Origin of the sequence: Pseudonocardia halophobica, from assembly GCF_027922425.1 — a bacterium.
GTDB lineage: Bacteria > Actinomycetota > Actinomycetes > Mycobacteriales > Pseudonocardiaceae > Pseudonocardia > Pseudonocardia halophobica.
Genome location: NZ_BSFQ01000033.1, coordinates 39,011 through 63,479 on the forward strand (window position 1 = coordinate 39,011; position 24,469 = coordinate 63,479).

At 74.1% G+C, this 24,469-nt stretch carries 22 protein-coding genes; 8 read left to right on the forward strand and 14 right to left on the reverse strand.

What is annotated here, in order from left to right; translation table 11 throughout:
* Positions 1–70: 70 nt before the first annotated feature.
* Entirely contained in the window at positions 71–910 is an 840-nt protein-coding gene (locus PKE99_RS28345) for a glycine betaine ABC transporter substrate-binding protein (protein WP_231498354.1), read from the forward strand.
* A gap of 64 nt (positions 911–974) precedes the next feature.
* Here PKE99_RS28345 and PKE99_RS28350 read toward each other — a convergent pair whose 3' ends face one another.
* The 5 genes from PKE99_RS28350 to PKE99_RS28370 all read right to left on the reverse strand — a co-directional run bounded on the left by PKE99_RS28350 (position 975) and on the right by PKE99_RS28370 (position 8,830).
* The gene (locus PKE99_RS28350; protein WP_037050558.1) at positions 975–2,015 is read right to left on the reverse strand and encodes a zinc-dependent alcohol dehydrogenase family protein; all 1,041 of its coding nucleotides are present in this window, start codon (positions 2,013–2,015) and stop codon (positions 975–977) included.
* Between the two features lie 70 nt (positions 2,016–2,085).
* Positions 2,086–3,735 carry a purine-cytosine permease family protein gene (locus PKE99_RS28355; RefSeq protein ID WP_037050459.1) on the reverse strand — a complete coding sequence of 550 codons (1,650 nt, stop codon included), beginning with the start codon at positions 3,733–3,735 and terminating at the stop codon, positions 2,086–2,088.
* Positions 3,736–3,888: 153 nt separating this feature from the next.
* On the reverse strand, positions 3,889–7,044 hold the full coding sequence (locus tag PKE99_RS28360) for a response regulator (protein WP_051737965.1): 3,156 nt from the start codon (positions 7,042–7,044) through the stop codon (positions 3,889–3,891).
* Positions 7,041–8,348 (reverse strand): BTAD domain-containing putative transcriptional regulator, encoded by a 1,308-nt coding sequence (locus PKE99_RS28365; RefSeq protein ID WP_197040792.1) that lies wholly within the window; start codon positions 8,346–8,348, stop codon positions 7,041–7,043. The genes PKE99_RS28360 and PKE99_RS28365 overlap by 4 nt, the downstream gene beginning before the upstream one ends.
* Before the next feature lie 65 nt (positions 8,349–8,413).
* Positions 8,414–8,830: a hypothetical protein gene (locus PKE99_RS28370; RefSeq protein ID WP_037050461.1), complete on the reverse strand. Its 417-nt coding sequence runs from the start codon at positions 8,828–8,830 to the stop codon at positions 8,414–8,416.
* A gap of 112 nt (positions 8,831–8,942) precedes the next feature.
* On the opposite strand from PKE99_RS28370, the gene PKE99_RS28375 reads away from it, so the two are divergent.
* Both PKE99_RS28375 and PKE99_RS28380 read left to right on the forward strand, forming a co-directional pair.
* Positions 8,943–9,515, forward strand: coding sequence for a DUF6069 family protein (locus PKE99_RS28375; protein ID WP_197040793.1), 573 nt, complete (start codon positions 8,943–8,945; stop codon positions 9,513–9,515).
* Positions 9,516–9,689: 174 nt separating this feature from the next.
* Complete coding sequence (locus PKE99_RS28380; protein ID WP_231498355.1) at positions 9,690–10,877, forward strand: MFS transporter; 1,188 nt, start codon at positions 9,690–9,692, stop codon at positions 10,875–10,877.
* A 34-nt stretch (positions 10,878–10,911) separates the two neighbouring features.
* On the opposite strand, the gene PKE99_RS28385 is transcribed toward PKE99_RS28380, so the two are convergent.
* From PKE99_RS28385 to PKE99_RS28395, 3 genes are all read right to left on the reverse strand, one after another.
* Positions 10,912–11,787: a TIM barrel protein gene (locus PKE99_RS28385; protein ID WP_037050463.1), complete on the reverse strand. Its 876-nt coding sequence runs from the start codon at positions 11,785–11,787 to the stop codon at positions 10,912–10,914.
* 83 nt (positions 11,788–11,870) lie between these two features.
* On the reverse strand, positions 11,871–12,644 hold the full coding sequence (locus PKE99_RS28390; RefSeq protein WP_037050466.1) for an SDR family oxidoreductase: 774 nt from the start codon (positions 12,642–12,644) through the stop codon (positions 11,871–11,873).
* Positions 12,645–13,820: a phytanoyl-CoA dioxygenase family protein gene (locus PKE99_RS28395; RefSeq protein WP_037050468.1), complete on the reverse strand. Its 1,176-nt coding sequence runs from the start codon at positions 13,818–13,820 to the stop codon at positions 12,645–12,647.
* Positions 13,821–14,068: 248 nt separating this feature from the next.
* Here PKE99_RS28395 and PKE99_RS28400 point away from each other — a divergent pair, with 248 nt between their 5' ends.
* Entirely contained in the window at positions 14,069–15,112 is a 1,044-nt protein-coding gene (locus PKE99_RS28400; RefSeq protein WP_037050472.1) for a LacI family DNA-binding transcriptional regulator, read from the forward strand.
* Between the two features lie 152 nt (positions 15,113–15,264).
* Here the strand turns inward: PKE99_RS28400 and PKE99_RS28405 are convergent, their stop codons facing one another.
* The 6 genes from PKE99_RS28405 to PKE99_RS28430 form a co-directional block, all read right to left on the reverse strand.
* Positions 15,265–16,272 carry a Gfo/Idh/MocA family protein gene (locus PKE99_RS28405; protein ID WP_197040794.1) on the reverse strand — a complete coding sequence of 336 codons (1,008 nt, stop codon included), beginning with the start codon at positions 16,270–16,272 and terminating at the stop codon, positions 15,265–15,267.
* Positions 16,269–17,315 (reverse strand): Gfo/Idh/MocA family protein, encoded by a 1,047-nt coding sequence (locus tag PKE99_RS28410; RefSeq protein ID WP_037050474.1) that lies wholly within the window; start codon positions 17,313–17,315, stop codon positions 16,269–16,271. The genes PKE99_RS28405 and PKE99_RS28410 overlap by 4 nt, the downstream gene beginning before the upstream one ends.
* 76 nt (positions 17,316–17,391) lie before the next feature.
* Entirely contained in the window at positions 17,392–18,207 is an 816-nt protein-coding gene (locus PKE99_RS28415; RefSeq protein ID WP_037050476.1) for an ATP-binding cassette domain-containing protein, read from the reverse strand.
* A gap of 13 nt (positions 18,208–18,220) precedes the next feature.
* On the reverse strand, positions 18,221–19,291 hold the full coding sequence (locus tag PKE99_RS28420; RefSeq protein WP_037050479.1) for an ABC transporter permease: 1,071 nt from the start codon (positions 19,289–19,291) through the stop codon (positions 18,221–18,223).
* 70 nt (positions 19,292–19,361) lie between these two features.
* Positions 19,362–20,339, reverse strand: coding sequence for a substrate-binding domain-containing protein (locus tag PKE99_RS28425; RefSeq protein WP_037050481.1), 978 nt, complete (start codon positions 20,337–20,339; stop codon positions 19,362–19,364).
* Between the two features lie 48 nt (positions 20,340–20,387).
* The gene (locus tag PKE99_RS28430) at positions 20,388–21,275 is read right to left on the reverse strand and encodes a Cgl0159 family (beta/alpha)8-fold protein (protein ID WP_037050482.1); all 888 of its coding nucleotides are present in this window, start codon (positions 21,273–21,275) and stop codon (positions 20,388–20,390) included.
* 183 nt (positions 21,276–21,458) lie between these two features.
* Here PKE99_RS28430 and PKE99_RS28435 point away from each other — a divergent pair, with 183 nt between their 5' ends.
* From PKE99_RS28435 to PKE99_RS28450, 4 genes are all read left to right on the forward strand, one after another.
* Entirely contained in the window at positions 21,459–22,214 is a 756-nt protein-coding gene (locus PKE99_RS28435; protein WP_269323042.1) for a GntR family transcriptional regulator, read from the forward strand.
* A gap of 39 nt (positions 22,215–22,253) precedes the next feature.
* Entirely contained in the window at positions 22,254–23,306 is a 1,053-nt protein-coding gene (locus PKE99_RS28440) for an LLM class flavin-dependent oxidoreductase (RefSeq protein WP_037050485.1), read from the forward strand.
* An 85-nt stretch (positions 23,307–23,391) separates the two neighbouring features.
* Entirely contained in the window at positions 23,392–23,565 is a 174-nt protein-coding gene (locus PKE99_RS28445) for a hypothetical protein (RefSeq protein ID WP_156067928.1), read from the forward strand.
* A 136-nt stretch (positions 23,566–23,701) separates the two neighbouring features.
* The gene (locus tag PKE99_RS28450) at positions 23,702–24,469 is read left to right on the forward strand and encodes a DUF3152 domain-containing protein (RefSeq protein ID WP_037050487.1); all 768 of its coding nucleotides are present in this window, start codon (positions 23,702–23,704) and stop codon (positions 24,467–24,469) included.

Consider the following 24,469-nt stretch of genomic DNA (forward strand, 5'->3'; position numbering starts at 1 on the left):
GACGGTACTGGCCGGCTGCGGCGGGGGCAGCACCTCCGGATCGGGCTCCGGGTCCGGTTCCGGGGGCGGGATGACGGTCAAGGCCGGCGAGTTCCCCTGGAGCGCCGCCACGCTGACCAACGCGATCCTCGCCGAGGTCGCCGCGCAGCACCCGGAGCTGGGGGTCTCCCGGATCGACACCACCACGCTGGGGCCGGCCCCGGCGTGGGCCGGCGCACAGCGGGGCGACATCGACCTGCTCGCCGAGGTCGCGCTGCCCAACCAGCAGCAGCTGGCCGACAAGGCCAAGGACCGGATGAGCCTGGTGCACCAGACCTACGGCGGCGCCGCCCAGGGCTGGTTCGTCCCCACCTACGCCACGGAGCCCGGGCAGCCGCTCACCGGCCTCACCAGCGTCACGCAGCTCAACAACTACGCCGCCGCGCTCGGCAACAAGCTCGTCGATGCGGACCCGAGCTTCATCACCACGCAGCAGAACGTTAAGCGGCTCGCGGGCTACGGCCTGACCCTGCAGCAGGTCACCTCCAGCGAGGCGGCCCAGCTGGCGGAGCTGAAGCGGGCGTACGACAGTAGGAAGCCGATCCTCGTGTACCTCTACCACCCGCACTGGGTGTTCACGCAGTTCCAGATGACCCAGCTGAGCGAGCCCACGCCGTACCGGCCCGACTGCTTCACCACGGGCAACGGCGCCTGCGCGATGCCGGACTACTCGGCCTGGACCGCGGCGAGTACGACCCTGCAGCAGCAGACGCCGAAGTTCTACGCGATGCTGCAGAAGTTCGAGATCCCGGTGGCTGACGTCGAGGCCATGCAGAAGAGCGTCGACATCGACAAGCAGCCCGCCGACCAGGTCGCCAAGCAGTGGCTCGCGGCGAACCAGCAGCGCGTGCAGCAATGGCTGGCGGGCTGAACGTCGTGAGCGGGCGGCGCGTCCGCTCATTCCTAGCGAGCGAGAGCGCCCTTCGTCCGTCCGACTACCGGACGCGGAGGACGGGCTTGCCGGGGGCGCGGTCGGGGGAGTCGAGGTAGGTGTGGGCGGCGGCGACGTCGTCGAAGTCGAAGACCCGGTCGACCACCGGCCGCAGCGCCCCGCACGCCAGCCCGGACCGCACGAACGCGACCGCCCGGCGCAGCGCGGCCGGGTCGCCGGTGATCTCGAAGACCCGGTAGCGGCGGAGCCAGACGGCCGCGTACCCGCCGCCCGGCAGGGGAGTGGGCAGCCCGGACAGCCCGCCGTGCACGATCACGCTCGCCCCGGGCGCGCAGGCCGCGACCAGCTGGCCGACCTGCGGTCCGCCGACCGCGTCGAGGACCAGGTCGGCGCCTGCCGACCCGCCGGGATCGGCCCGCTCCAGAGCGGCACGGAGGGCGTCGGCGAGGGAGCCGCCGCCGGGGACCTCCCGGCCGTCGCCCTCGTACGCCCCGGTCACGACGACCTCGGCCGCGCCCGCCTCGCGGAGCGCCGCCTCCGGCCCGGGCGCCGGGACGGTCGCGACCGGCACCGCGCCCAGGTACCGCAGCACCTGCAGCGCCGCGACGCCGATGCTGTTCGCGGCCGCCGTGACCACCACCCGGTCACCGGGCCGGACCCGCAGGATCTCGGCGACCATCCCGTACACCGTCACGTACGGCATCCAGACCGCCGCGCCGGTCACGGCGTCCATCCCGGCCGGCCGCCGGACCAGCGCCGCGGCCGGCACCACCGCCTCCTCGGCGTAGACCGGGTAGTCGTTCTGGGAGAACGCCGGGACCACGCTGACGGCCTCGCCCGGGGCCCAGCCGGCGACGTCCGGCCCGACCTCGAGGATCTCACCGGCCGCCTCGGTGCCCAGCCCCGCCGGCAGCCGCGGGTCCTCGAGGTAGGTGCCGCGGCGGAAGTTCACCTCCGCCCGGTTCAGGCCGACGGCGTCGACCCGGATGCGGACCTCGCCGGGGCCGGGCGCGCGGACCGGCAGGTCCTCGACGCGCAGCACCTCGGGTCCGCCGAGCTCGTGGAATCTGATCACGCGGGGCACGCGGGGGATTCTGCCCCGCGCACGCCCGGGTGGCGGCCGCCGCACGTGCGCGACGACCGCCACCCGCCCCTCACGCGGGCAGGACGTGATCTCCCACCTTGTCCGTGGACAGGCACAGCGAGCACACGACCGCGTCGTGGGTCTCGCACTTCGTGACGTCCGGGCGCTCGAAGTCCTGCCGGCAGACGTGGCAGTGCAGGACCTCGCCCGACGGGTTGCCGTGCTCGTCGAACATCGGCAGGTCGAGGCCGTCGTCGGTGCGCCGCAGGTAGTACCTCCCCTTCGTCGCGATCGCCAGCAGCGGCGGCAGCACCACGGCCAGGCCGATCGCGACGAGTGGGGAGAAGGGCTGGATCGCTGCGCCGAAGACCCCGAAGAACACCAGGATCGACACGCCCGCGGACACGATCATCGAGCCGAAGCCGACCGGGTTGACGGCGTAGAGCATGCCGCGCCGGAACTCGGGCGTGATCGGCGACAGCTTCAGCACGTACTTGTTGACCGCGATGTCGACGGCCACCACGACCACCCAGGACATGCCGCAGTTGGCGTAGAAGCCGAGGATCGTGTTGAGGAAGTCGAACATGTTCGCCTCCATCAGCACGAGCGCGATCACCAGGTTCACGCCGAGGAACACCAGCCGGCCCGGGTAGTGCTTGGTGACCCGGGTGAAGGAGTTCGTCCAGGCCAGCGAGCCGGAGTAGGCGTTGGTGACGTTGATCTTGATCTGCGAGATCACGACGAGGACGACCGCGAGCGTCATCGCCAGCCACGGCGGCAGGAGGTCGCGGTAGATCTCCAGGAACTGGTGCACCGGCTGGTTGGCGACGGCGGCGCCGTCGGCCACGTTGGCGATCAGGTACACGGCGAGGAAGAGCCCGACGATCTGCTTGATCGCGCCGAAGAACACCCAGCCCGGGCCGGCGAGGATCATCGAGGTCCACCAGCGCCGGGAGTTCTCGGGCGTCTTCGGCGGCATGAAGCGCAGGTAGTCGATCTGCTCGGCGATCTGCGCGATCAGCGACAGGCACACGCCGGCGGCCAGCATCACGGCGCCGAGGCTGGGCGTGCCCTGACCGTTCTCGCCCTGGTAGGCGAAGAAGGAGCCCACCGAGTCGGGGTGGCTGACCAGCAGGTAGACGAACGGCGCGACCATCAGGACCAGCCACAGCGGGGTGGTCCACAGCTGCAGCTTCGACAGCAGGGACATCCCGTACACGACCAGCGGGAAGATGATGAGCGTCGAGAGCGCGTAGCCCAGCCAGAGCGGGATGCCGAGCCCGAGCTCGAGGCCCTGGGCCATGATCGAGCCCTCGAGGGCGAAGAAGATGAACGTGAACGTCGCGAAGATGACGTTCGTGACGACCGAGCCGTAGTAGCCGAAGCAGGAGCCGCGGGTGATCAGGTCGAGGTCGAGGTTGTAGCGCGCGGCGTAGTAGGCCAGCGGGAAGCCCGTGGCGAAGATGACCACCGCGAACACACCGATGCCCCAGAGGGCGTTGGTGGTGCCGTAGGAGATGCCGATGTTGGCGCCGATGGCGAAGTCGGCGAGGTAGGCGATGCCGCCCAGCGCCGTGACCCCGACGACCCCCGTCGACCACTTCCGGTAGCTGCGCGGGGCGAAGCGGAGGGTGTAGTCCTCCAGCGTCTCCTTCGCGGCGGTGCCGACGTCGGCGGTCGCCGCCGGCGCGGCGCTCGCCTCCCGGTTCTCGATGCTCATGCGGCTGCCTTTCCGGACATCGTCCGTTCGCGGAGTGACGTTCGGTGGTGATCTCCGGCGGCCCACCCGGGTGCGCGCCGGCGGGGGCTGCGCCGACCCCGACGACAGGGAACAGCCCCGCGCTAAACGACCGCCAAGTGCCGCCCGATCAGGTCAGACCCCGCGCAGCGCCGCCGCGACCCGCGCGTGCTCGCCCGCGATCTGCTCGACGACGGGGCCCAGCTCGGCGAGCCCGCGCGACTCGGCGCGCCGGCACAGCCGGGCCATCGCGGTGGCGCCGAACGTGTCGCCGAGCCCCTTGAGGGTGTGCGCGGCGCGCTGCGCGGTCTCCGGGTCGCCGGCGGCCACGGCGGCCCGCAGCGAGTGCACGAGGTGCGGGGTCTCGCCGAGGAAGTCCGCCACGAGCCCGGAGAGGGTGTCCGCGTCGCCGCCGACGAGCTCGCGCAGCCGGTCGAGCGCCGCCGGGTCGAGCGGGCCGGGTGCTGTCGTGCCCTGCGGAGAAGGTCCGGGCGCGCGGGCCAGGGCCTCGGCGAGCTCGACGGCCACGAGCGGCTTGGTCAGGTGGTCGTCCATCCCCGCGGCCAGGCAGGTGTCCCGGCCGCCGGGCTCCGCGGTCACCGCGATGATCCACGGTTGCCGGACCTCGGCCTCGGCCCGGATCCGGCGGGTGGCCCCGAGTCCGTCGAGCTCGGGCATCCGGACGTCCATCAGCACCACGTCGTAGTGCCGGTCGCGGACCGCGGCCACGGCCTCGAGGCCGTTGCTGACCACGTCGGCGCGGTGCCCGAGCCGGGTCAGCAGGAGCGACACGAGCCGCTGGTTGACCGGGTGGTCCTCGGCGACCAGGATCCGCGGCGCGACGCCCCCGGGCGCGATCGCCACCGGGTCGGCGGGCGCGTCCGCGAGCGCGCGGAACAACGCGGCGGGCCGGACCGGCTTGCTCACCACGGCGGCGATCCCGGTGCGGTCGCTGGGCGGAAGGCTGCCGAGCGAGGTGAGCAGGACCAGCGGCATCCCCGCGCCCGCGGGCCGCGCGTGGATCGCCGCGGCCAGGCACGGGCCGTCGAGCCCGGGCATGCGCTCGTCGAGCACGGCGACGTCGAACCGGCGGCCCTCGTCCAGCCAGTGCAGCGCGGTGGCCGCCGAGGTCGTGTCCCTGACCTGCATGCCCCACGCCCCGAGCCGCCGGCGCAGCAGCCGGAGGCTGCCGGGATGGTCGTCGACGACGAGGGCGCGCAGGCCGGAGAGCGCGCGGCCGGCGTCGGGCACGGGATCGCGGCGCACGCCCTCGGCGGCCTCCGCCTGCACGGTCACGGTGACCGACGTGCCGGCGCCGGGGGTGCTCTCCGCGGTCACCGACCCGCCCATGAGCTCGGCCAGCCGCCGGCAGATCGCCAGGCCGAGGCCGGTGCCCCCGTAACGCCGGGCGGTCGACGCGTCGACCTGCGTGAACGCCTCGAAGATCGACCCCAGCCGGTCCGCCGGGATACCGACGCCGGTGTCCCGCACGGTGAACCGCCACTCGTGCCCGCCCCCGCACGGCCGGGCGCCCACGGTCACGGTGACCTCGCCCCGGTCGGTGAACTTCACGGCGTTGCTCAGCAGGTTCAGCAGCACCTGGCGCACCCGCGTCACGTCGCCGACCAGGCCGGACGGGGTGCCGGGCTCGACCACGCAGAGCAGCTCGAGGTCCGTGGCGGCGGCGTCGGCGGCGACCAGCTCCAGGGCGCCCTCGATGCACTCGGCGACGTGGAACGGCCGCCGCTCCAGCTCGAGCCGGTCCGCCTCGATCTTGGAGTAGTCGAGGATGTCGTTGATCATGAGCAGCAGGGCGTGCGCGCTGTCCCGGACGATCTCCGCGAAGCGGCGCTGCTCGGGCCCGAGGTCGGTGTCGAGCAGCAGCCCGGACATGCCGATCACGGCGTTCATCGGCGTGCGGATCTCGTGGCTCATCGTCGCGAGGAAGGCGCTCTTCGCCCGGTTGGCGCTCTCCGCGGCGGTGGCGGCGGCGCGCAGGGCGTCGGCGGTCCGGACCCGTTCCACCACCTGCCCGAGCTGCGCCGCGACGTCGGACAGCAGGGCAAGCAGCGCGGGATCGGGCTCGGCCGGGCCGGCCGCGACGAACTCCACGACCGCGACGACCTCGCCCGCCGCGCGCACCGGGAGGGCCACGGCGACGCCGTCGGGGCCGGGGTGCCAGACCGGTTCGCCGGTGGCCAGCACCCGCTCGCGTGGGCCGGCGCCGGCGGGCGGGTCGCCGTGCTCGGTGAGGGAGGTGCCGTCGGCGAACGACGCGCGGCCCCGCGTCCAGCCGGTGTGGGCGCAGACCAGCGCCAGCACCTCGCGGGTGGCGGTCGGGAGGTCGGTGGCCCGGTGCGCGGTGGCCGCCACCCGGTGCAGCAGCCGCAGCTCGGCGGTGCGGGCCCGGACGCGCTCGGCCATGCCGTTGAAGCGCCGGGCCAGCGCGCTGACCTCGCCGACGCCCGCCACCCGGGCCCGGACGTCGGCCTCGCCCGCTGCGATCCGGGCGGTGGCCGCGTCGAGCTCGGCGACCGGCCGCAGCACGTCCCGCCGGGTCACCACGACGAGCACCGCCATGCCGGCCAGCAACAGGACGGCCGTGGTGACCGCGGCCGCGGACCAGTCGCGGGCCCGCCCCGTGGCCTGCGCGGTCTCCTGCGCCGTCCGGGTGTCGACGAGCGAGAGCACCTGCCCGATCGGCCCCATGATCTCGGCCTTGGCGTGCAGGTAGGTCGGGTCGTAGAGCATCGACGTGGCGCGGGCCCGGTCGGGGTCGGGGGTCGCCGCACCCGCCGCGACCAGCGTGAACGCCTGCTCCTCGATCCGGGCCAGCGCGTCGGAACGGGCCTGGGCGGTGGCGAGGAGCGCCTGCTCCTGCGCGCTGAAGCCGGCGCGCGCGGCCAGCGTGGCGAAGGAGTCCGGCGGGGCGAACGGGGTCGGCCGCTGTCCGGTGTCGCTCACGACGTCCCAGTAGATGCCGTCGTAGCCCACCGGCCGGGGCGCGGTGCCGGCGCGGATCGCCAGGATCTCCCGGAACCAGTCCAGGTAGCGCGGCTCGCCGGTGGCGACGTACGAGCGGGCCATCCGCGTGAGGTCGTCGGAGGTCTGGCGCAGCTCGTAGGCCAGCTGCAGCGACTCCGACCGGCGGGCCTCGGCCTCCGTGGCGTCCTGCATGCTCTGCTCGGCGAGCAGGCTGACCAGCAGCAGCACCGCGAGGAGCGCCCCGCCGATCCCGAGCCCGAGGGTCAACAGCCGGGTGAGCGTCCGGCGGCCGGCACGACGCGTCACCGCCGGTCGGCCCCGCCGCGCACCCGGTCGACCTCGCTGCGCAGGGCGGCGAGCTCCGCGCGCTCGCGGTCGCGGAGCCGTTTCAACGTCAGCGAGGAGCGCATCCGGGCCCGGAGCACGGCAGCGCTGAACGGCTTCGGCAGGTAGTCCGTGGCCCCCAGCTCGATGCAGCGCACCACGCTCTCCAGGTCCGGAACCGCCGAGACCATGATCACCGGGAGGTGGTCGAGTGCGGGATCGGCCTTGATCGCGGCCAGGGTGGTGTAGCCGTCGAGCACGGGCATCAGCAGGTCGAGCAGGACGACGTCGAAACCGCCGTCGGGCAACAGCTCCAGCGCACGCCGGCCGTTCTCGGCGGCGTGCACCTCGTGGCCGAGCTCGGTCAGCGCGGCCACCAGCATCCGGCGGTTCGTTCCGCTGTCGTCGACGACGAGGACGCGGCCCGGCTCGTCGGCGCCGGGACCGGCCGACGGGCCGGCCGCGGGCAGGACCACCGGGCGCGGGGGCTCCCAGATCAGGCCCGGGTCGTGCCGCAGGACCGCCTGCTCCAGCTCGCGCAGCCGGGTGCCGGGGTCGAGGCCCAGCTCGTCCCGCAGGACCCGGCGGCCCTCCCGGTAGGTCCCCAGCGCGTCGGCCTGCCGTCCGCAGCGGTAGAGCGCCAGCATCAGCTGGGCGCGGGAGCGCTCCCGCAGCGGGTGCGTGTGCACCCGCCGTTCCAGCTCGGGCACGAGCGCGGTGTGCCGGCCCAGCGCCAGTTCGGCGTCGGCGCGGTCCTCGGCGGCGCCGAGGCGCAGCTCGTCGAGCCGGGCCGCCTCGACCCGCACGAACGGCGCGTCGGGCAGGTCGGCGAGCGCCGGGCCGCGCCACAGCTCCGCCGCCCGGGCCAGCAGCTCGGCGGCCCGCTCGGGGTCGTCGCCGGTGAGGGCCGCGCGGCCCTCGTCGACGAGCCGGGCGAACGCGTGCGCGTCGACCGCCGCCGGGTCGACGGCCAGCCGGTACCCGGGCGCGGCCGTGACCAGCACCGTCGCCGGGGCGCCGCGCGGGCGGTCGGGCTCCAGCGCGCGGCGGAGGTTCGAGACGAAGACCTGGACGGTTGCCGCGGCGCGGGCCGGCGGGTCCGCGGGCCACAGGTCGTCGATCAGCTGCTCGAGGGACACGACCCGGCCCGCGCGCAGGACGAGGGAGGCCAGGGCCGCCCGCTGCTTGGGCCCGCCGAGCTCCACCCGCTCGCCGCCGCGCCACGCCTCGACCCCGCCGAGCACCCGGAACCCGATCAGCGGACCCTCCGCAGCAGCGCCGATCACGCTACGAGCATGCGCAGCGGGTGTACTCGGCAGGTAACCGGTGTGTGACGTTCAGATCGCACGGCTCAGGGCCGTGCGCGACCCGCGTTCTCCGCGCGGCGCAGCACGGCGGCCGCGATCCGGACCACCGAGGAGTCGAGGATCACCGCGGCGATGCCCCACGGCCCGACCCAGCCGGACACCGGGTGCCCGCCGGTGGCGAGGGCGGCGCCCAGCACGCCCAGGAAGCTCGCGACGCCGAGCATCCCCAGCACCGCGGTGCCCAGCACGACGTGCGGCACCGGCCGCGCGACGAGGAACGCGACCGCGACCAGCCCCGCCGCACAGAGGACGGCGGAGAGCACCTGCGCCCACAGGGCCCCGCCCACGACGGCGAGGCCGCCGTGCGCGACGGCCGCCGCGGCGACCAGCCCGAGCAGGAGCTTCGGGGGCTGCAGGGTGGCACCCGGGAGCGCGGAGCCGGGCGGGGTCGGGGCGGACACGGACCCAGCGTAGACCCACCCGGTCGTGGCGCCGTGGCGCCTTGGCCGCTCCGGCCCCGCGCCGACAGACTGGCGCGGCAGACAGCGACGGCGGTGCGGCGAGGGGAACGGGATGGCCGGCGGCTACGGATCGGGCGGCGGGTACGGCACCTGGGACCGCGGGGACGAGACCCGGCGGCTCCCCGACCACGACCAGTACCAGCAGTACGGGGAGCAGTACGGCGACCCGCAGTACGCCCAGGAGTACGAGCCGCCGCGGGCGCCGAAGCCCTCGGTCGACGCGGGCCGGCTCTGGGCGGCGGGCATCGCCACGGCGATCGTCGCGGCGCTGGTCGCGATGGTGGGGACGTTGATCGTGCGCGCGGTCCTGCGCATCGCCTTCAACGGACCGGCCAGCTCCGGGGCGCTCGGCGACTCGCGCACCGTGCTGCTCTGCGTCCTGTCGGCGGTGGCCGCGCTGGCCGCGACGGGCCTCGCGCACCTGCTGCTCGTCTCCACGCCGCGGCCGATGACCTACCTGACGTGGATCGTCGGCCTGGTGACCGTGGTCGCGGCCCTGCTCCCGCTGCTCGGCTCCGCGCCGATCGGCGAGCGGGTGGCCAACTCCGTGATCCACCTGGTGATCGGGCTGGTGATCAGCAGCCTGGTGGCCGGCGCCGGGGCCTCGGCGCGCCGGATGCGCTGACCGCCTCGCCGCCGGGGACACCGTGCGGCTCGACCGCGCCACCACGGAGGCGCTCGCCGAGGCGTACCTGGCGGAGATCGCGGCGCGTCTCCCGGCCTGACGGGGCGCTGACGCCCGCCCGTCCTGCCGTGGCCGGTCCTGCGGGTCCGCGTCGGGCGAGGCAGGGTGGCGGGCGTGGACGGCACGGCGGAGCTCGGGCGCAGCGGGCTGCGCCGGGTGCTCGCCGTCCTCTGTGTGACCGAGGTGACCAGCTGGGGCGTGCTCTACTACGCCTTCCCGGTCCTCGCGCCCACGCTGTCCCGGGAGACCGGCTGGTCGATCGGGGCCGTCACCGGGGCCTTCTCGGCCGGGCTGGTCACGTCGGCGTTGGTCGGGATCCCGCTCGGCCGCGCCCTGGACCGCTGGGGACCGCGGTGGATCATGACGGCGGCGTCCGCGGTCGGCGTGCCCGCGGTCGTCGGGATCGCGCTCGCGCCCTCGTTCCCCGCGTTCCTCGGGGCCTGGCTGCTCGCCGGGATCTCGATGGCCGGGACGCTCTACCCGCCGGCGTTCGCCGCGCTGACCCGCTGGTGGGGGCCGCGGCGGGTCACCGCGCTCACCGCGGTGACGCTGCTCGGCGGGCTGGCCAGCACGGTGTTCGCCCCGCTCACCGCGACACTGCTCGGGCACCTCGGCTGGCGGGATGCCTACCTCGTGCTCGCGGGGGTGCTCCTGGTGGTGACCGTCCCGGCCCACCTCCTCGGCTTGCGCGGGACCTGGCCCGACGCACCCGCGCCCGTCGACGGCCTGCACACCGACCCCGGCCCGATCGCCCGCAGCCGACCGTTCGTCCTGGTCACGGCCGCGGTCGGGCTCGGCGCCTTCACGGCGTTCGCGGTGGTGGTCAACCAGGTCCCGCTGCTGCTCGAGCGCGGCCTCTCCACCGGCACGGCGGCGTGGGCGCTGGGCCTCGGCGGCGTCGGGCAGGTGCTCGGCCGGTTGGGCTACCGGCGGCTCACGGCGATGCCGGCGCGGGCCCGGTCCGTGCTGGTGCTCGGTGCGCTCGGCGCGACCACCCTGCTCCTCGGCCTGGCGCCCGGCCCGGTCCCGCTGCTCGTCGCGCTGGCCATGCTGACCGGGGCGGCGCGCGGGATCTTCACCCTTCTGCAGGCCACGGCCGTGAGCGACCGGTGGGGCGCTGCGCACTACGGGCGACTCAGCGGCATCCTCTCCGCCCCCGCGATGACCGCGACCGCGGTCGCCCCGTGGGCGGGCGCCACGCTGGCGGCCGCGCTCGGGGGCTACCCCGAGCTGTTCGTGCTGCTCGCCGGCACCGGCGCGGCCGCCGCCCTCCTCGCCGCCGGGACCCGGGTCCGGGCGTGACCCGGTCAGACCCGCACGGGGCGAGGCCGGTCCGTCACGGCCGGGACAGCAGGCTCCTGAGCTGCTCGACGCTGGTGTGCACGTCGGCGGCCGGGCCGACGCCGGTGGGTGCCTCGGTGAGGATCGTGTCCTGCTCCAGCACGTACCAGCCCTGGTAGTCGCGCCCCTGCAGGCTCGCGACGATGGAGCCGAAGTCGACGTCGCCGGTGCCGAGCGGCCGGTACATGCCCTCCCGGACGGCCTCGGTGTACGTCCGGCGGCCGTCCTGGACCTGGCGGGCCAGACCGAGGTCGACGTCCTTGAAATGGGTGTGCGCCACCCGCTCCGGGGCCTGGCGGGTCAGCTCGGCCGGGTCGGTTCCGCCGATCAGCAGGTGCCCGGTGTCCAGGCACAGCGCGATCGACGAGCCCTCGAGCACGCGCCGGACGTCGTCGCCCGTCTCGACCATCGTCCCGACGTGCGGGTGCAGCACGGTCTCGATGCCCGCCGCGGCGGCGACCGCGCTGATCCGGTCGAGGTTGACCAGGAGGGTCTTCCAGCCGCCGTCGTCGAGCTCCGGGCGGGAGTCGTAGCCCGTCAGGCCCGTGTCGGCGGAGAGGACGAGGGTGCCGGCCGCGGCCGCCGCGTAGCTCGGCAGCAGCGCCTCGACGCCGGGGACCGGGTCGTGGTCGGGCCGGTGCAGCAGCGTCGGGGTGAAGCCGCCGACCGCGGTGAGGTGGTGCGCGGCGAGCGTGGCGGCCTTGGCGGCCGGGTCGTCGGGCAGGAAGCCGTCCGGGCCGAACTCGGTGGCGACGAGCCCCACCTCGGCCATCTCGGCGAGCACGCGCTCGGGTGTGAGCTGGTGGCCCCAGCCCGGGACCTCGCACACGCCCCAGGAGATGGGGGCGCCGGCGATCTTGGGTGCGGACATCGGTGTGCCTCTTCTCGGTCCGTCGTGGACGGGGTCGGTGGTGGGGCGGAGTCGGTGGTGGGGCGGAGTCGGTGGTGGGCGGGTCAGTCGTGGGCGCCGATCACGGCCTGGTCCCAGTCCAGGACGGACCCGGTGACCACGCCGCTGCGGTCGGAGAGCAGGAGGACGACCATCCCGGCGATCTCGTCCGGGTCGGCGAGCCGGCCGGCGGGCAGCCGCTCGGCGGCGCGCTCGCGCCAGTCGTCGCCCGCGCCGTGGAACCGGCGCTGGGTGAGGTCCTCGCCCTCGGTGTCCGTCCAGCCGATGTTCAGCTGGTTGATCCGGATCCGGTCGAAGCGGTGGGCGTGCGCGGCGTTCTTCGTCAGGCCGGCCAGCCCGGCCTTGGCCGCGACGTACGGGGCCAGGACGGGCGCGCCGCCGTGGGCGGCCTCCGACCCGATGTTGACGATCGAGCCGGGTGCCCCGCGCCGCAGCATGTCCTGCACGACGGCCTGCATCGCGAAGAACGGGCCCTTGAGGTTGATCGCGATCTGCCGGTCGAACAGCTCCGGGGTGGTGTCGACGAGGCTGCCGCGGTCGGTGAGGCCCGCCGCGTTCACCAGCCCGTCGACCCGGCCGAACTCGGCGACCACGGAGTCGACGGCGGCGCGGACCTGCGCGGGGTCGGCGACGTCGCAGGGCCGGTAGAGGGCGGCCGCACCCAGCTCGCGCAGCTCGGCGGCCACCTTCTCGCCCGGCTCCCGGCGACGGCCGGTGACGGCGACCGAGGCGCCGGCCCGGGCGGCGGCGCGGGCGACCGAGGCGCCGACGCCCGCCGTCCCGCCGCTGACCAGTACGACCTTGTCCTCGAGCAGCATTCAGAAGCCTCGCTTGGCGGAATGGGCCGCCAGGGCCGCGGCGAAGGTGTTGTCGTCGTGGCCGAGCAGGACGGCCTCGGTGAGCAGGTCGGCCTGCGACGGCGGGGCGAGCCCGTCGACCGGCGGGTCGCGGTCCAGGTCGGTGGGGAAGGCGTAGCCCTCGGCCGAGGCCGCGATGACCTGGCGCAGCTGCGCCTCGTCGGCGCCCGCCGCCCGCATCCGGCGCAGTGCGGGCAGCACCGCGCGGCACACCCGGCCGCGGTCGACGTACTCCATGGCTCGCCCGAACGCCGACGAGACCTGCAGCAGGTTGGCGATCCGCCGGACGTCGCCCGACCGGTTGGTGCCCGCGCCGTGCAGCAGCGCCGGGTTGAAGAACGCGGCGTCGCCGCACCCGAGCGGCAGCTGCACGTGGTGCTCGGCGAAGAACGCCCGGAACTCCTCGTGCTCGGCCACCAGGTAGCCGTGCGCGTACTTCTGCGAGTGCGGCAGGTAGAGCGTCGGCCCCGTCTCGACCGGCATGTCGCAGTGCGCGACGGCGCCCTGCAGCGTCAGCGCCGGGGTGAGCGCGTGCTGGTGGGCGGGGTAGCGGGCCGCGCCGGCCGGGCTCATGAAGCCGAGGTGGTAGTCGCGGTGCGGGGACTGCGCCTTCCCGCCCGGGTTCACGACGTTGACCTGCGAGGTGATCTGGTAGGCCGGGCCGAGCCAGGCCTCGGAGACCAGGGCCAGGAGGTCGTTGGCGTAGTAGGTGGCGAAGGTGTCCGGGTCGGCGACCGCGAGCTTCTCCAGCGCGTTCCAGATGCGGTCGTTGCTGCCGGGCGCGGCGAAGTGGTCGCCGACGGCGGCACCGGTGGCCTTCTGCTGTTCGATCAGCACGAAGAAGGCGTCCGTGGCGCGGTCGACGACGGCCCGGTCGGGGTAGGCGCCCGTGATCACGACGATCCCGGGACCGTCGAGGAGGGCGCGCACCAGCTCGGCCTGGACCGCACGGCGGCCGTCGCCGGCGGCCTCGCGGCGCAGCCGCTCGCCGTCGTAGACCGTGACGCCGGAGACGACCTCGGCGAGGGGGAAGGCGGCCGGATCGGTCCCCTGCTCGACGACGGTGCGCAGGTCGTCGAGGCGGGCGTCGGCCGGGTCGAGCCACACGGGCGCGTGCGGGCGGACGGAGCTCGTCATCGAAGGTCCTCCGGGATCGGGGGGCGGGTCGGGCCGCCGGGAGCGCCGAGGTTTTAAAGCGCTTCAAACACGAGTATGGTCCAGGCCGCGGCGGGGTGGTGTCAAGGCCCCCCGCGCGCGTCCCGGATGCACGAGCGGCGCTCTCGTCGAGTAGGTCTGGGCGAGCGGCCGGTCGCTCGTCCGCGGAGCGGGCGGGTGGCGTGCTTCGATACGGGGGCCGCGGGACGACGCGCGGCCGAGGAGGTGGGATGGCGGGCAACGGCGGTCGCCGGGTCCGGCTCGACGACGTGGCCGCCGCGGTGGGCGTCTCGCCCGCCTCGGTCTCCCTCGTGCTGCGTGGCGCGCCCGGCCCCAGCGCCGAGACCCGCGCCCGGGTGCTCGACGCGGCGCAGCGGCTCGGCTACCGGCCCGACCGGGCCGCGAGCCTGCTCGCCCGCCGCCGCAGCCGGTTGATCGGCCTGCTCATCGACGTCCGCAGCCCCTTCCACGCGGACGTCGCCGAGCACCTGCAGGACGCCGCCGAGGCCCGCGGCTACGACCTCGTGCTCTCCACCATCACCCGCAGCCGCGGCGAGGACCGCGCGGTCGAGACGCTGCTCGACTCCCGCTGCGAGGCGCTGGTCCTCATCGGCCCGGACGCGCCCGTCGACCGGCTCAGCGAGCTCGCCGCGACGGTCCCGCTGGTGCTGCTCTGCCGCCGTCTCGACCCGCCGCCGGGCCCGGACCGGACGCGGCCCGACGTCGTGCGCACCGCCGACGAGGCCGGCACCGCGCTGGCCGTCGACCACCTGCACGGCCTGGGGCACACCGCGATCGCCTACGTCGACGGCGGTCCCGGCACGGTGGCCCAGGACCGTCGCGACGGCTACCTGCGCGCCATGGCGGCCCGGGGGCTGGAGCCGCGGGTGCTGCCCGGCCGCGGCACGCCCGCGGGCACCGAGATCATCGGGATCCGCGCCGCCGAGGCCCTGCTCGCCGAGGGCGATCTCCCCACCGCGGTCGTCGCGTTCAACGACCGCACCGCCGTCGGACTGCTCGACGCACTGGCCCGCAACGGGATCGACGTCCCCGGCCGCGTCTCCGTGGTCGGCTACGACGACGACCCGCTCGCCCGCATGGCCCACGTCGGCCTGACCACGGTGGGGCAGGACACCGCGGGCCTCGCCGGCCGCGCGGTCGAGGCCGTGGTCGCGCGGCTGGACGGCGGGCGCGGGGAGGCGGGGCCCGAGCAGGTCCTCGAGCCCTACCTCACGGTCCGCCGCACCACCGCCGCGCTCCGCCCCTCCGACTGAGCACCTCAGTACCCGTGCAGGAGCGGAGCGCGCCGCATTGTGGTTCCATAACGCGCTCTCGGCCCCAGATCGAGCGCATTATGGTTCCATAATGCGATCTCACGGCCGATCTGAGCGCACTGTGGTTCCACAACGCGAGCGGGTATGAGCGTTCAGGCCACCGCCACCCCCGCCGGCCGGAGGGGGAGGCCGGTGGCCAGGTAGATCGCGTCGAGCTGCTCCGCGATCTCCACGCTGAAGTCCATGGTGGCGCCGCGGTGGAGGGGAGCGGTGCCGGTCAGGTACCCCCGCAGCGCGGCGAGCTGGAAGTCGTAGGTCGGGGTGGTGCCGAGCCGCTCCACCCGCTCGTCGTGGCCGACCCGAACGATCAGCCGGTCGTCGCGGTGGGGCAGGGCGTACATCGGTGCCAGCACCTCGCCGCGGGTCCCGACGACCCGGTGCGACATCTCCCAGCCCGGCGCGGCGATGTGGCAGTGGATCCGGCCCTCCGCCCCGCCCGGGAAGCGGTACGTGGCGTCGGCCCACTCGTCGACGCCCGGCGAGCGCTCGCCCGCCCGCGCGTCCACCAGTACGGGCGCGCCGCCGAGCGACGGCGCGATCATCAACAGGGTGTGCACCGCGTAGCAGCCGAGGTCCATCAGTGCGCCGCCGGCGAGGGGGAGGGACCAGCGGACGTCGTCGGGCGGGGGCGCCGGCATCCGCATCCGAGTCTCGACGGCGGTGACCTCGCCGATCGCGCCCGCGGCGACCACCTCGGCCAGCCGCCGGTACAGCGGGTGGTGGAAGTAGTGGTAGCCGACGAACACGGGCGCGCCCGCCGCGACGGCCGCCTCGCGCACCTCACGGCACTCGGCCGCGGAGCCGGCGAAGGGCTTCTCGGCGAGCAGGGCCTTGCCCGCCGCGACGATCTGCAGGTTCCACGGCGCGTGCAGGGCGTTCGGCAGCGCGTTGTAGACGACGTCGACCTCGGGGTCGGCGAGCAGCGCCGCATAGTCCTCGACGACCCGCTCGACGCCGAAGCGGCGGGCGAACTCCTCGGCCCGCCCGCGGTCCCGGGCGGCGACGGCGACGAGCCGGTCCGGCGTGGTCGCCGAGGGCCGGACGACGGCCTCGTCGGCGATCCGGGACGCGCCGAGCAGCCCGATCCGCAGCCCGCTCACGCGCTCACCTCGCTGACGGAGGCCCGTGCGTAGCCCGTGCCGGTGTACCGGACCGCGACGGTCCGGCCGGTCCGCCAGGACTCGTCCGCGGCCTCGGCGAGGTCGAAGGCCGCGAGGGCGTCCTCGCCGGAGACCTGCACGGGGGAGCGGTCGAGGACCGCGCGGGCGAAGCCGTCGAGCTCCGCGGCGTAGGCCAGCGGGTAGCGCTCCTGGAAGTCGGCGACGAGGTCGCGGCTGGTCAGACCGGGGGTGCGCCACTCGTAGCCGCGGCGGTACGGGTTGTCGATGCGGGCGGTGGCCCGGCTGCCCATGACCTCGGTGGAGCACTCGTAGCCGTAGCCGGAGGCCCGGCTGTTGTCGATCACGCCGAGCGCACCGGAGGCGAAGCGGAGCACCACGACGGCGGTGTCGACGTCGCCGACGGCCGCGAAGCCCTCCGGGTCGGAGACGGCGGCGCCGTGCGCGGTCACCTCGACGACCTCGCCGACGAGCCACCGGGCGACGTCGAGGTCGTGCACGGTGACGTCGCGGAAGAAGCCGCCGGACCCGGCGAGGAACGACGCGGGGGGCGACGCCATGTCCCGCAGCGAGCTGCGGAAGAGCGCGACCTCGCCCAGCTCGCCCGCCCGGATCCGCTCGGCCACGGCGGCCCAGTCCGGGTCGAAGCGCCGGTGGAAGCCGACCTGGAACTGCACGCCGGCCCGGCGCACCTCCTCGACGGTGGCCACGGTCGTCGCCCGGTCCAGGGCGATCGGCTTCTCGCAGAACACGTCTCGGCCCGCCTGCGCCCCCGCGACGGTCATCGGGGCGTGCGCGCCGGTCGGCGTCGCGATGGCGACGGCCTCGGCCGCGGGGTGGGCGAGCAGCTCCTCGAAGCTCGTCGTCCACGGCACGCCGTAGCGCTCGCCCGCCTCCCGCGCGACGGTGGGGTCGGCGTCGTAGACGGCGCCGAGCCGGGCGACGGAGCACCGCCCGGCGAGGTTGTCGGCGTGGATGCGGCCCATGCGGCCGAGGCCGGCGAGGCCGATGCGGAGGGTGCTCAAGGGGAAACGCCTTTCGGGGGAGGGGCGCACACGGCTGCGGCCGGCCCCGGGCGGGGACCGGCCGCAGGTGCGCGGGTCAGCGCTTGAGCTCGTGGGCGAGCTCGGCGAGCTCCTGGCCGCCGGCCATCTCGGCGGTCAGCTCCTCGAGGGAGACCTCGGAGCGCTTCTTGTCCAGCACCCGGCGGCCGAGCTTCAGGATGATGAAGTGGTCGCCGACCATGTAGGCGTGGTGCGGGTTGTGGGTGATGAACACGACGCCCAGGCCGGCGTCCCGGGCGGCGGCGGTGTACTTGAGCACCACGCCGGACTGCTTGACCCCCAGCGCGGCGGTGGGCTCGTCGAGGATCAGCACCCGGGCGCCGAAGTAGACCGCGCGGGCGATCGCGACACACTGGCGCTGGCCGCCGGACAGCGTGCCGATGGGCTGGTTGATGTCCTTGACGAAGATGCCCATCTTCTTCAGCTCGGAGTCGGCGATCTCGCGCATGGCGGCGATGTCGAGCGGGGCGCCCGGGAACTTGCCCTTGCGCAGCTCGGAGCCGAGGAAGAAGTTGCGCCACACCTCCATCAGCCCGACCACGGCGAGGTCCTGGTAGACGGTGGCGATGCCGTGGTCGAGGGACTCGCGGGGGCTGCCGAAGTGCACCTCGGCGCCGTCGACCTTGACCGTGCCCTCGGTGTGCGGGTGCAACCCGGAGATGATCTTGATGAGGGTGGACTTGCCGGCGCCGTTGTCGCCCAGGACGCAGGTGACCTCGCCGGCGTTGACGGTCAGGTTGACCCCTTCGAGGGCCCGGATGGCGCCGTAGGTCTTGCCGACGCCCTCCATCTCGACCAGGGGGGTGCCGACCTCGAGGCTGTGGTCGGCGTGTTCGATGATCGTGTCGGTCATCCGAGTCACATCCTCACTTGCGCCGCGAGGCGGAGTTCTTGACGTACAGGTTGAGCAGGACCGCGAGCAGGAGCATGACGCCCAGGAAGGTCTTGAACCAGTTGGGGTCCCAACCGGCGTAGACGATGCCCTGCGTGGTCATGCCGAAGATGAACGCGCCGATCGCGGCGCCGATGGCCGAGCCGTAGCCGCCGGTGAGCAGCGCGCCGCCGACGACCGCGGCCACGATGTAGATCAGCTCGTTGCCCACGCCGAGGCCGGCCTGCACGGTGGAGAAGTTGAACAGCAGGTGCTGGCCGAGGAACCAGGCGCAGAACGCGACGCCCATGAACAGGCCGATCTTGACCTTGGCGACCGGGACACCGACCGCGCGGGCCGAGTCCTGGTTGCCGCCGACGGCGAAGATCCAGTTGCCGGTCCTGGTGCGCAGCAGGATCCAGGTGGCGACCAGGGTGAACAGGATCCACCAGAACACCGAGACCTTGACGTTGACGAAGCCGAGGTTGACGTCGGCGGCGAAGATCGCCTTGGCCGAGTCGAACCCGTCGAGGTCGGAGATGTTCTGGGTGGCCACGGCGCCGGTGAGCAGCTTGGTGACGCCGAGGTTGATGCCCTGCAGCATGAAGAACGTGGACAGCGTGATCAGGAAGCTGGGCAGCTTGGTCTTGATCAGCAGCCAGCCGTTGAGGAAGCCGATGGCCAGCGCGATGACCAGCGAGGCGAGCGCGCCCACCCAGGCGTTGAGCGAGAACTGGTAGCTGATCATCGACGAGGCCAGCGCGGCCGTGGTGACTTGGACGCCGGACGACAGGTCGAACTCGCCGCCGATCATCAGCAGCGCCACGCCGAGCGCGACGATGCCGATGGTCGAGGCGGAGTAGAGGATCGTCGAGAAGGCCTCGGCGGTCCGGAAGGGCGGGGCGATCGCGAAGAAGAACACGAAGATCGCGATCGCCGCGGCGAGGGAACCGACCTCGGGCCGGGAGAGGATGCGCGCGCCGAGGGAACGCTGCACGCGCACGGGCTCGGCGCCGGTCGAGGGCGTGGACGGGGGCGACGGCGGGGTCGCGACTGGTGAGCTCATCGCTGGACGCTCCTGGATCGGGTCCCGCCCGCGGGGGCCGCCGGGTGGCGGCCCCCACGGGCGGATCGGGTCAGCGGGTGTTCTTCGCCGCGTAGTCGGCGATCTTGCTGATGTTGGTGTTGTCGACGAAGGACGGGCCGGTGAGCACGGGCTTGCCGCCGCCGAGGTCGTTGCCGTTGGTCAGGTTGAGCCACAGCGACTGCACGGCCATGTAACCCTGCACGTAGGGCTGCTGGTCGACCGAGAACAGGATCTGGCCGCTCTGGATGGCCTTGGCCACGTCCGCGTTCAGGTCGAAGGTCACGACCTTGGCCTGGCTGCCCGCGTCCGTCTTGGCCTGCAGCGCGGCGAGCGCGTACGGCGCGCCCAGCGTGACGACGTCGGTGATCGACGGGTCCTGCTGCAGCTTCGCCCCGATGGTCTGCTGGACCGACGGCAGGTCGGCGCCGTTGACCTGCAGGTTCTCCGTGCTCGGGAAGCTCTTCTTCACGCCCGCGCAGCGCGCCTCGAGCGCCACCGAACCCTGCTCCTGGACCACGCAGAGGGCCTTGCCGCCGCCGGCCTGGGCGAGCCGCTGGCCGGCGGACTGACCGGCCAGGTCCTCGTCGGAACCGAAGTACATCGGGATGTCGTACTTCTGGTACTCGTTGATGCCCGAGTTGAACGCCACGGTCGGGATCCCCGCCTGCACGGCCTTCTGGGCCGCCGGCCCGACCTGGTCGGCGAACGCGAGGGTCACGGCGATGCCGTTGACCTTGGAGTCGATGGCGTTCTGGACCAGCGTGGCCTGCTGGCCGGCGTCGTTGTTGTTCGAGTACTTCAGGTCGACGTTGAGCTCGTTGGCCGCCTGCTCGGCGCCCGCCCGGATCTTGTCCCAGAACGAGTCGCCCGGCTGCTCGTGCGTGATCATCGCGATCGTGTAGCGCTGCGCCGTGGCGTTCGTGTTGCTCTGCTGCGCACCGCCCTGGCTGCTGCAACCGGCCGCGACGAGCGCCGCTCCCGCGAGGGCCGCCACGAGGGCGACGACCCGCTTGCCTGATCGGAACATCCTTGTCCTTCCCGAACTCTCAACGGTGAGTGGTGTGGTGCGGTGCTTCTACAGCAACCGGACCGCGGCGTCGACGGCCCCCGAGACGTCGTCATCCGGTGGGTACAACAGGGACCGGCCGACGACCAGCCCCTGCACGGTGGGCAGGGCGAGCGCCTTGCTCCATGTCGCGAAGGTGGCCTCCTGGTCGGTGGCCACCTCCCCGCCGAGGATCACCGCCGGGAGGGTGGTCGCGGCCATCGCCCGCGCCATGTCCTCCCCGCCGTCCCCGACGATCGGCACCTTCAGCCAGGTGTAGGCCGACGTGGTGCCCAGACCTGCGGCGACGGTCATCGCCCGGGTCATCGCTTCCACGGTGAGTTCGTTGCGGACCCGGCCGTCGATACGGCGGGACAGGAACGGTTCGACCATGGCCATCAGGCGGTGCCCGGCGAGGCCGGACACCGCACGCCCGCAGGACTCGAGCGTGGCGACGCTGGCCGCGTCGTCGGCGTCGATCCGCAGGAGCATCTTGCCGCCCTCGAACCCGGCGGCGGCGATGCTCGCGGGGTCGTAGGCGGTGAAGCGGTCGTCCAGCTCGAAGGCGGTGCCGGCCAGGCCCCCGCGGTTCATCGAGCCGACGACGACCTTGTCGTCGAGGGCGCCCAGCAGGAGCAGGTCCTCGAGGACGTCCGGCGTGCCGAGCACGCCGTTGACGCCGGGGCGGGACAGGGCGAGCGCCAGCCGGTCGAGCAGGTCGGCGCGGTCGGCCATCGCCATCGGGCGGTCGCCCGCGCCGAGCGCACCCCGGGCGGGGTGGTCCGCGGCGACCATCATGAGCCGGCCGTGCTCGCCGAAGGGCGAGGTGGGGCGACGACGGGCGGCGGCGGCCTCGGCCACGGCGTCGGGCCGGTGCGCGCGGGTGCGCACGAGGTCCGACAGCACGGCCTCACGCACCGAGTCTCACGAGCCGCATCGCCACGTGTCCCTCCGCCGGGTGGCACCCGGCAGCCGTTGCCGGGTGGGTGATCGAATTCGTTGTGACTCCGAACACCGGGGATAGGTGTACGCTCGTCAGCGCTGTACGTCAATGGTTTGTCCTGACATATTTTGTCAGGACATGGAAGGAGCGGTGACGGAGTGGACCGACAGGCGAGCGGAGCGTTGGTCCCGGACGTCACCCTCGACCGGACGAGTCCCGTGCCGCTCTACTACCAGGTCGCGACGAGGCTGCAGCAGCAGATCGAGGAGGGTGACATCCCCGTCGGCTCCCGGCTGGAGAACGAGGTCGAGCTCGCCGACCGGCTCGGGGTCTCCCGGCCGACGATGCGCCGCGCCATCTCCTACCTGGTCGAACGCGGGATGCTCGTGCGCAAGCGCGGCGTGGGCACCCAGGTCGTGCACCCCAAGGTCCGCCGCCCCGTCGAGCTGTCGAGCCTGTACGACGACCTGCTCAAGAGCGGGCAGGCGCCGCGCACGGAGATCCGGGAGTTCGAGGTGCGGCCCGCCCCGGACCAGATCGCCGAGGCCCTCGGGATCCCGTTCGGCGCCGAGGTCACCTGGATCGAGCGGCTGCGCTTCGCCGGCGACGAGCCGTTGGCGCTCATGCACAACGCCGTACCCGTCGACGTGATCCGGCTGCGCCGGGAGGACCTGGAGCGCAACGGGCTGTACGACCTGCTGCGCGCCGCCGGGCACGTCCCGCGCATGGCCAACCAGGTCGTCGGCGCGCGGGTGGCGAGCGCGGGGGAGGCGCGGATCCTCGACGAGGCCCGCGGCGCGCCGCTGCTCACCATGACCCGCACCGCCTGGGACGCCGCGGGCAAGGCCGTCGAGTACGGCTCGCACCTCTACCGCGCCAGCCGCTACTCGTTCGAGCTCAACCTCACCAGCTGACGCGGGAAGGTTGAATGCGCAACGAGCGTTGCGCGGGGCATGACGACGAAGATCGGGTTCCTGTCCTTCGGGCACTGGCAGGACGCACCCGGGTCGCGGACCCGGTCGGCCGCCGACGCCCTGCTCCAGTCGATCGAGCTCGCCCAGGCGGCCGAGAACCTCGGCGTCGACGGCGCGTACGTGCGCGTCCACCACTTCGAGCGGCAGCTGGCCTCGCCGTTCCCGCTGCTGTCCGCGATCGCCGCGCGGACGGACCGGATCGAGATCGGCACCGGCGTGATCGACATGCGGTACGAGAACCCGCTGTACATGGCGGAGGAGGCCGCGGCCACGGACCTGATCAGCGGCGGGCGGCTGCAGCTCGGCGTGAGCCGGGGGTCGCCCGAGATCGCGCTGAACGGCGCCGAGTCCTTCGGGTACCGGCCGGGCGACGGGCAGACCGCCGCCGACCTCGCCCGCGCGAAGACCGAGCTGTTCCTCGCCGCGATCGACGGCGCCGCGGTGGCGACCACGGACCCGCAGCGATCCGGGGTGCGGGCCGGGCTGGCGGTCCAGCCGCAGGCGCCGGGCCTGCGCGAGCGCATCTGGTGGGGCTCCGGCACGCGGGGGACCGCCGTGTGGGCCGCCGGCCGGGGCATGAACCTGCAGAGCTCGACCCTGCTGTCCGAGGACACGGGCGAGCCGTTCGACCGGCTGCAGGCCGAGCAGATCCGCGCCTACCGCGCCGCCTGGGCCGAGCACGACCATGGGCACGACCACGGGCGCACGCCGCGGGTCTCCGTGTCCCGCAGCGTGCTGCCGGTGACCACCGACCTCGACCGCCGGTTCTTCGGGACCCACGGCGAGGGCGACCAGGTGGGCCTGCTCGAGGGCGTCCGCGCCCGGTTCGGGCGGACCTACGTCGGCGAGCCCGACCGGCTCGCCGCCGAGCTCGCCGCCGACGAGGCGGTCCGCGAGGCCGACACGGTGCTCTTCACCGTCCCGAACCAGCTGGGCGTGGAGTACAACGCCCACATCCTCGAGACGATCGTGCGGCACGTCGCGCCGGCCATCGGCTGGTCGGGAGCCGCCGTCGGAGTTCCCCAGAACTGACGATGTGAGCTGGGCCGGAATCCGAAACACGTCCGGGCCCGCCGCCGTTGACACTGCTGGAACGTTCAAGAACACGAGGAGCGAGATGAGTGAGCGCGTGCGTGCGCGGCTGCGGCTGCTGCACGACGAGTACGTGTCGGCGGTCAACTCCGCCGTCGAGGAGGGTCGCGAGGACCTGGTAGAGCGGCTGGTCGCCGACTACCCGGACGCCGCGCTGCGGATCATGGCCGAGCACGACGAGGTCCGGCGCGCCGCCTGACGCGCCCCGCCCGCCGGTCACGATCATGTGACACGCGGTGGTGTGCGCGCGCCGACGGCCCGGTGATGGCAGGCTCCCCGCCGTGCCATCACCTGGAGCGGCGCCCGCCCCGACCCTCCGCCCGCGGAGCGGACGGGTGGCGGCGCTCCTGTGCCTCCCCTTCTGCCTGCTGCTGGCCTGCGCCCAGCCGGGCGTGAACCAGCTGGCCGCGGATCCGGCCGAGCGCACCGCGACGACCTCCGCGGCGGCGCCACCCCCCACGGTGACCCCCTCGGCCGCGCTGGCCGCCCAGAGCACCCCCCTGCCGACCACACCGAGCCCCACCCCGACGACCTCGGCCCTCCCCACGGACGACGTCCAGGCCGGCCTGACGGCGCGGGAGGTGCCCACCGACGGGAGCGGGAACCTCGTCGTGGTGCCGGGCTCGACGCCTGCGCCGGGACCGGCCCCGGTCCGCACCCTGAGCGTCGCGGTCGAGGCCGGGCTCCCCGTCGAGCCCGGGGAGTTCGCGGGCTTCGTGATGACCACCCTGAACGACCCGCGCGGCTGGGGTGCCGGCGGCACCCTCTCCTTCGCGCGCACGGACGGCGAGGCGGCCATCCACCTGGTGCTCGCCACCCCGGGCACCACGAACCGGCTCTGCGCCCCGCTGGACACGGCGGGCGAGGTGTCCTGCCGCAACCAGGACCTGGTCGTGCTCAACTTCCGGCGCTGGGTGGAGGCGACCGCGGAGTACGCCGACAACCCGACGGGCTACCGGCAGTACCTGGTCAACCACGAGGTGGGGCACGCCCTGGGCCACGGGCACGTCACCTGCCCCGGGCCGGGGCTGCCCGCGCCCGTCATGCAGCAGCAGACCCTCGGCCTGCACGGCTGCACCCAGAACAGCTGGCCGAACCCGTGA

What these genes read in the sequence shown, in the direction of transcription:
- PKE99_RS28395 (WP_037050468.1), bottom strand. Translation starts at nt 13,820, where the DNA reads ATGACGAGCTCCGTCCGCCCGCACGCGCCCGTGTGGCTCGACCCGGCC.
- PKE99_RS28375 (WP_197040793.1), top strand. Translation starts at nt 8,943, where the DNA reads ATGGCCGGCGGCTACGGATCGGGCGGCGGGTACGGCACCTGGGACCGC.
- PKE99_RS28400 (WP_037050472.1), top strand. Translation starts at nt 14,069, where the DNA reads ATGGCGGGCAACGGCGGTCGCCGGGTCCGGCTCGACGACGTGGCCGCC.
- PKE99_RS28345 (WP_231498354.1), top strand. Translation starts at nt 71, where the DNA reads ATGACGGTCAAGGCCGGCGAGTTCCCCTGGAGCGCCGCCACGCTGACC.
- PKE99_RS28425 (WP_037050481.1), bottom strand. Translation starts at nt 20,339, where the DNA reads ATGTTCCGATCAGGCAAGCGGGTCGTCGCCCTCGTGGCGGCCCTCGCG.
- PKE99_RS28445 (WP_156067928.1), top strand. Translation starts at nt 23,392, where the DNA reads ATGAGTGAGCGCGTGCGTGCGCGGCTGCGGCTGCTGCACGACGAGTAC.
- PKE99_RS28415 (WP_037050476.1), bottom strand. Translation starts at nt 18,207, where the DNA reads ATGACCGACACGATCATCGAACACGCCGACCACAGCCTCGAGGTCGGC.
- PKE99_RS28440 (WP_037050485.1), top strand. Translation starts at nt 22,254, where the DNA reads ATGACGACGAAGATCGGGTTCCTGTCCTTCGGGCACTGGCAGGACGCA.
- PKE99_RS28390 (WP_037050466.1), bottom strand. Translation starts at nt 12,644, where the DNA reads ATGCTGCTCGAGGACAAGGTCGTACTGGTCAGCGGCGGGACGGCGGGC.
- PKE99_RS28420 (WP_037050479.1), bottom strand. Translation starts at nt 19,291, where the DNA reads ATGAGCTCACCAGTCGCGACCCCGCCGTCGCCCCCGTCCACGCCCTCG.
- PKE99_RS28355 (WP_037050459.1), bottom strand. Translation starts at nt 3,735, where the DNA reads ATGAGCATCGAGAACCGGGAGGCGAGCGCCGCGCCGGCGGCGACCGCC.
- PKE99_RS28385 (WP_037050463.1), bottom strand. Translation starts at nt 11,787, where the DNA reads ATGTCCGCACCCAAGATCGCCGGCGCCCCCATCTCCTGGGGCGTGTGC.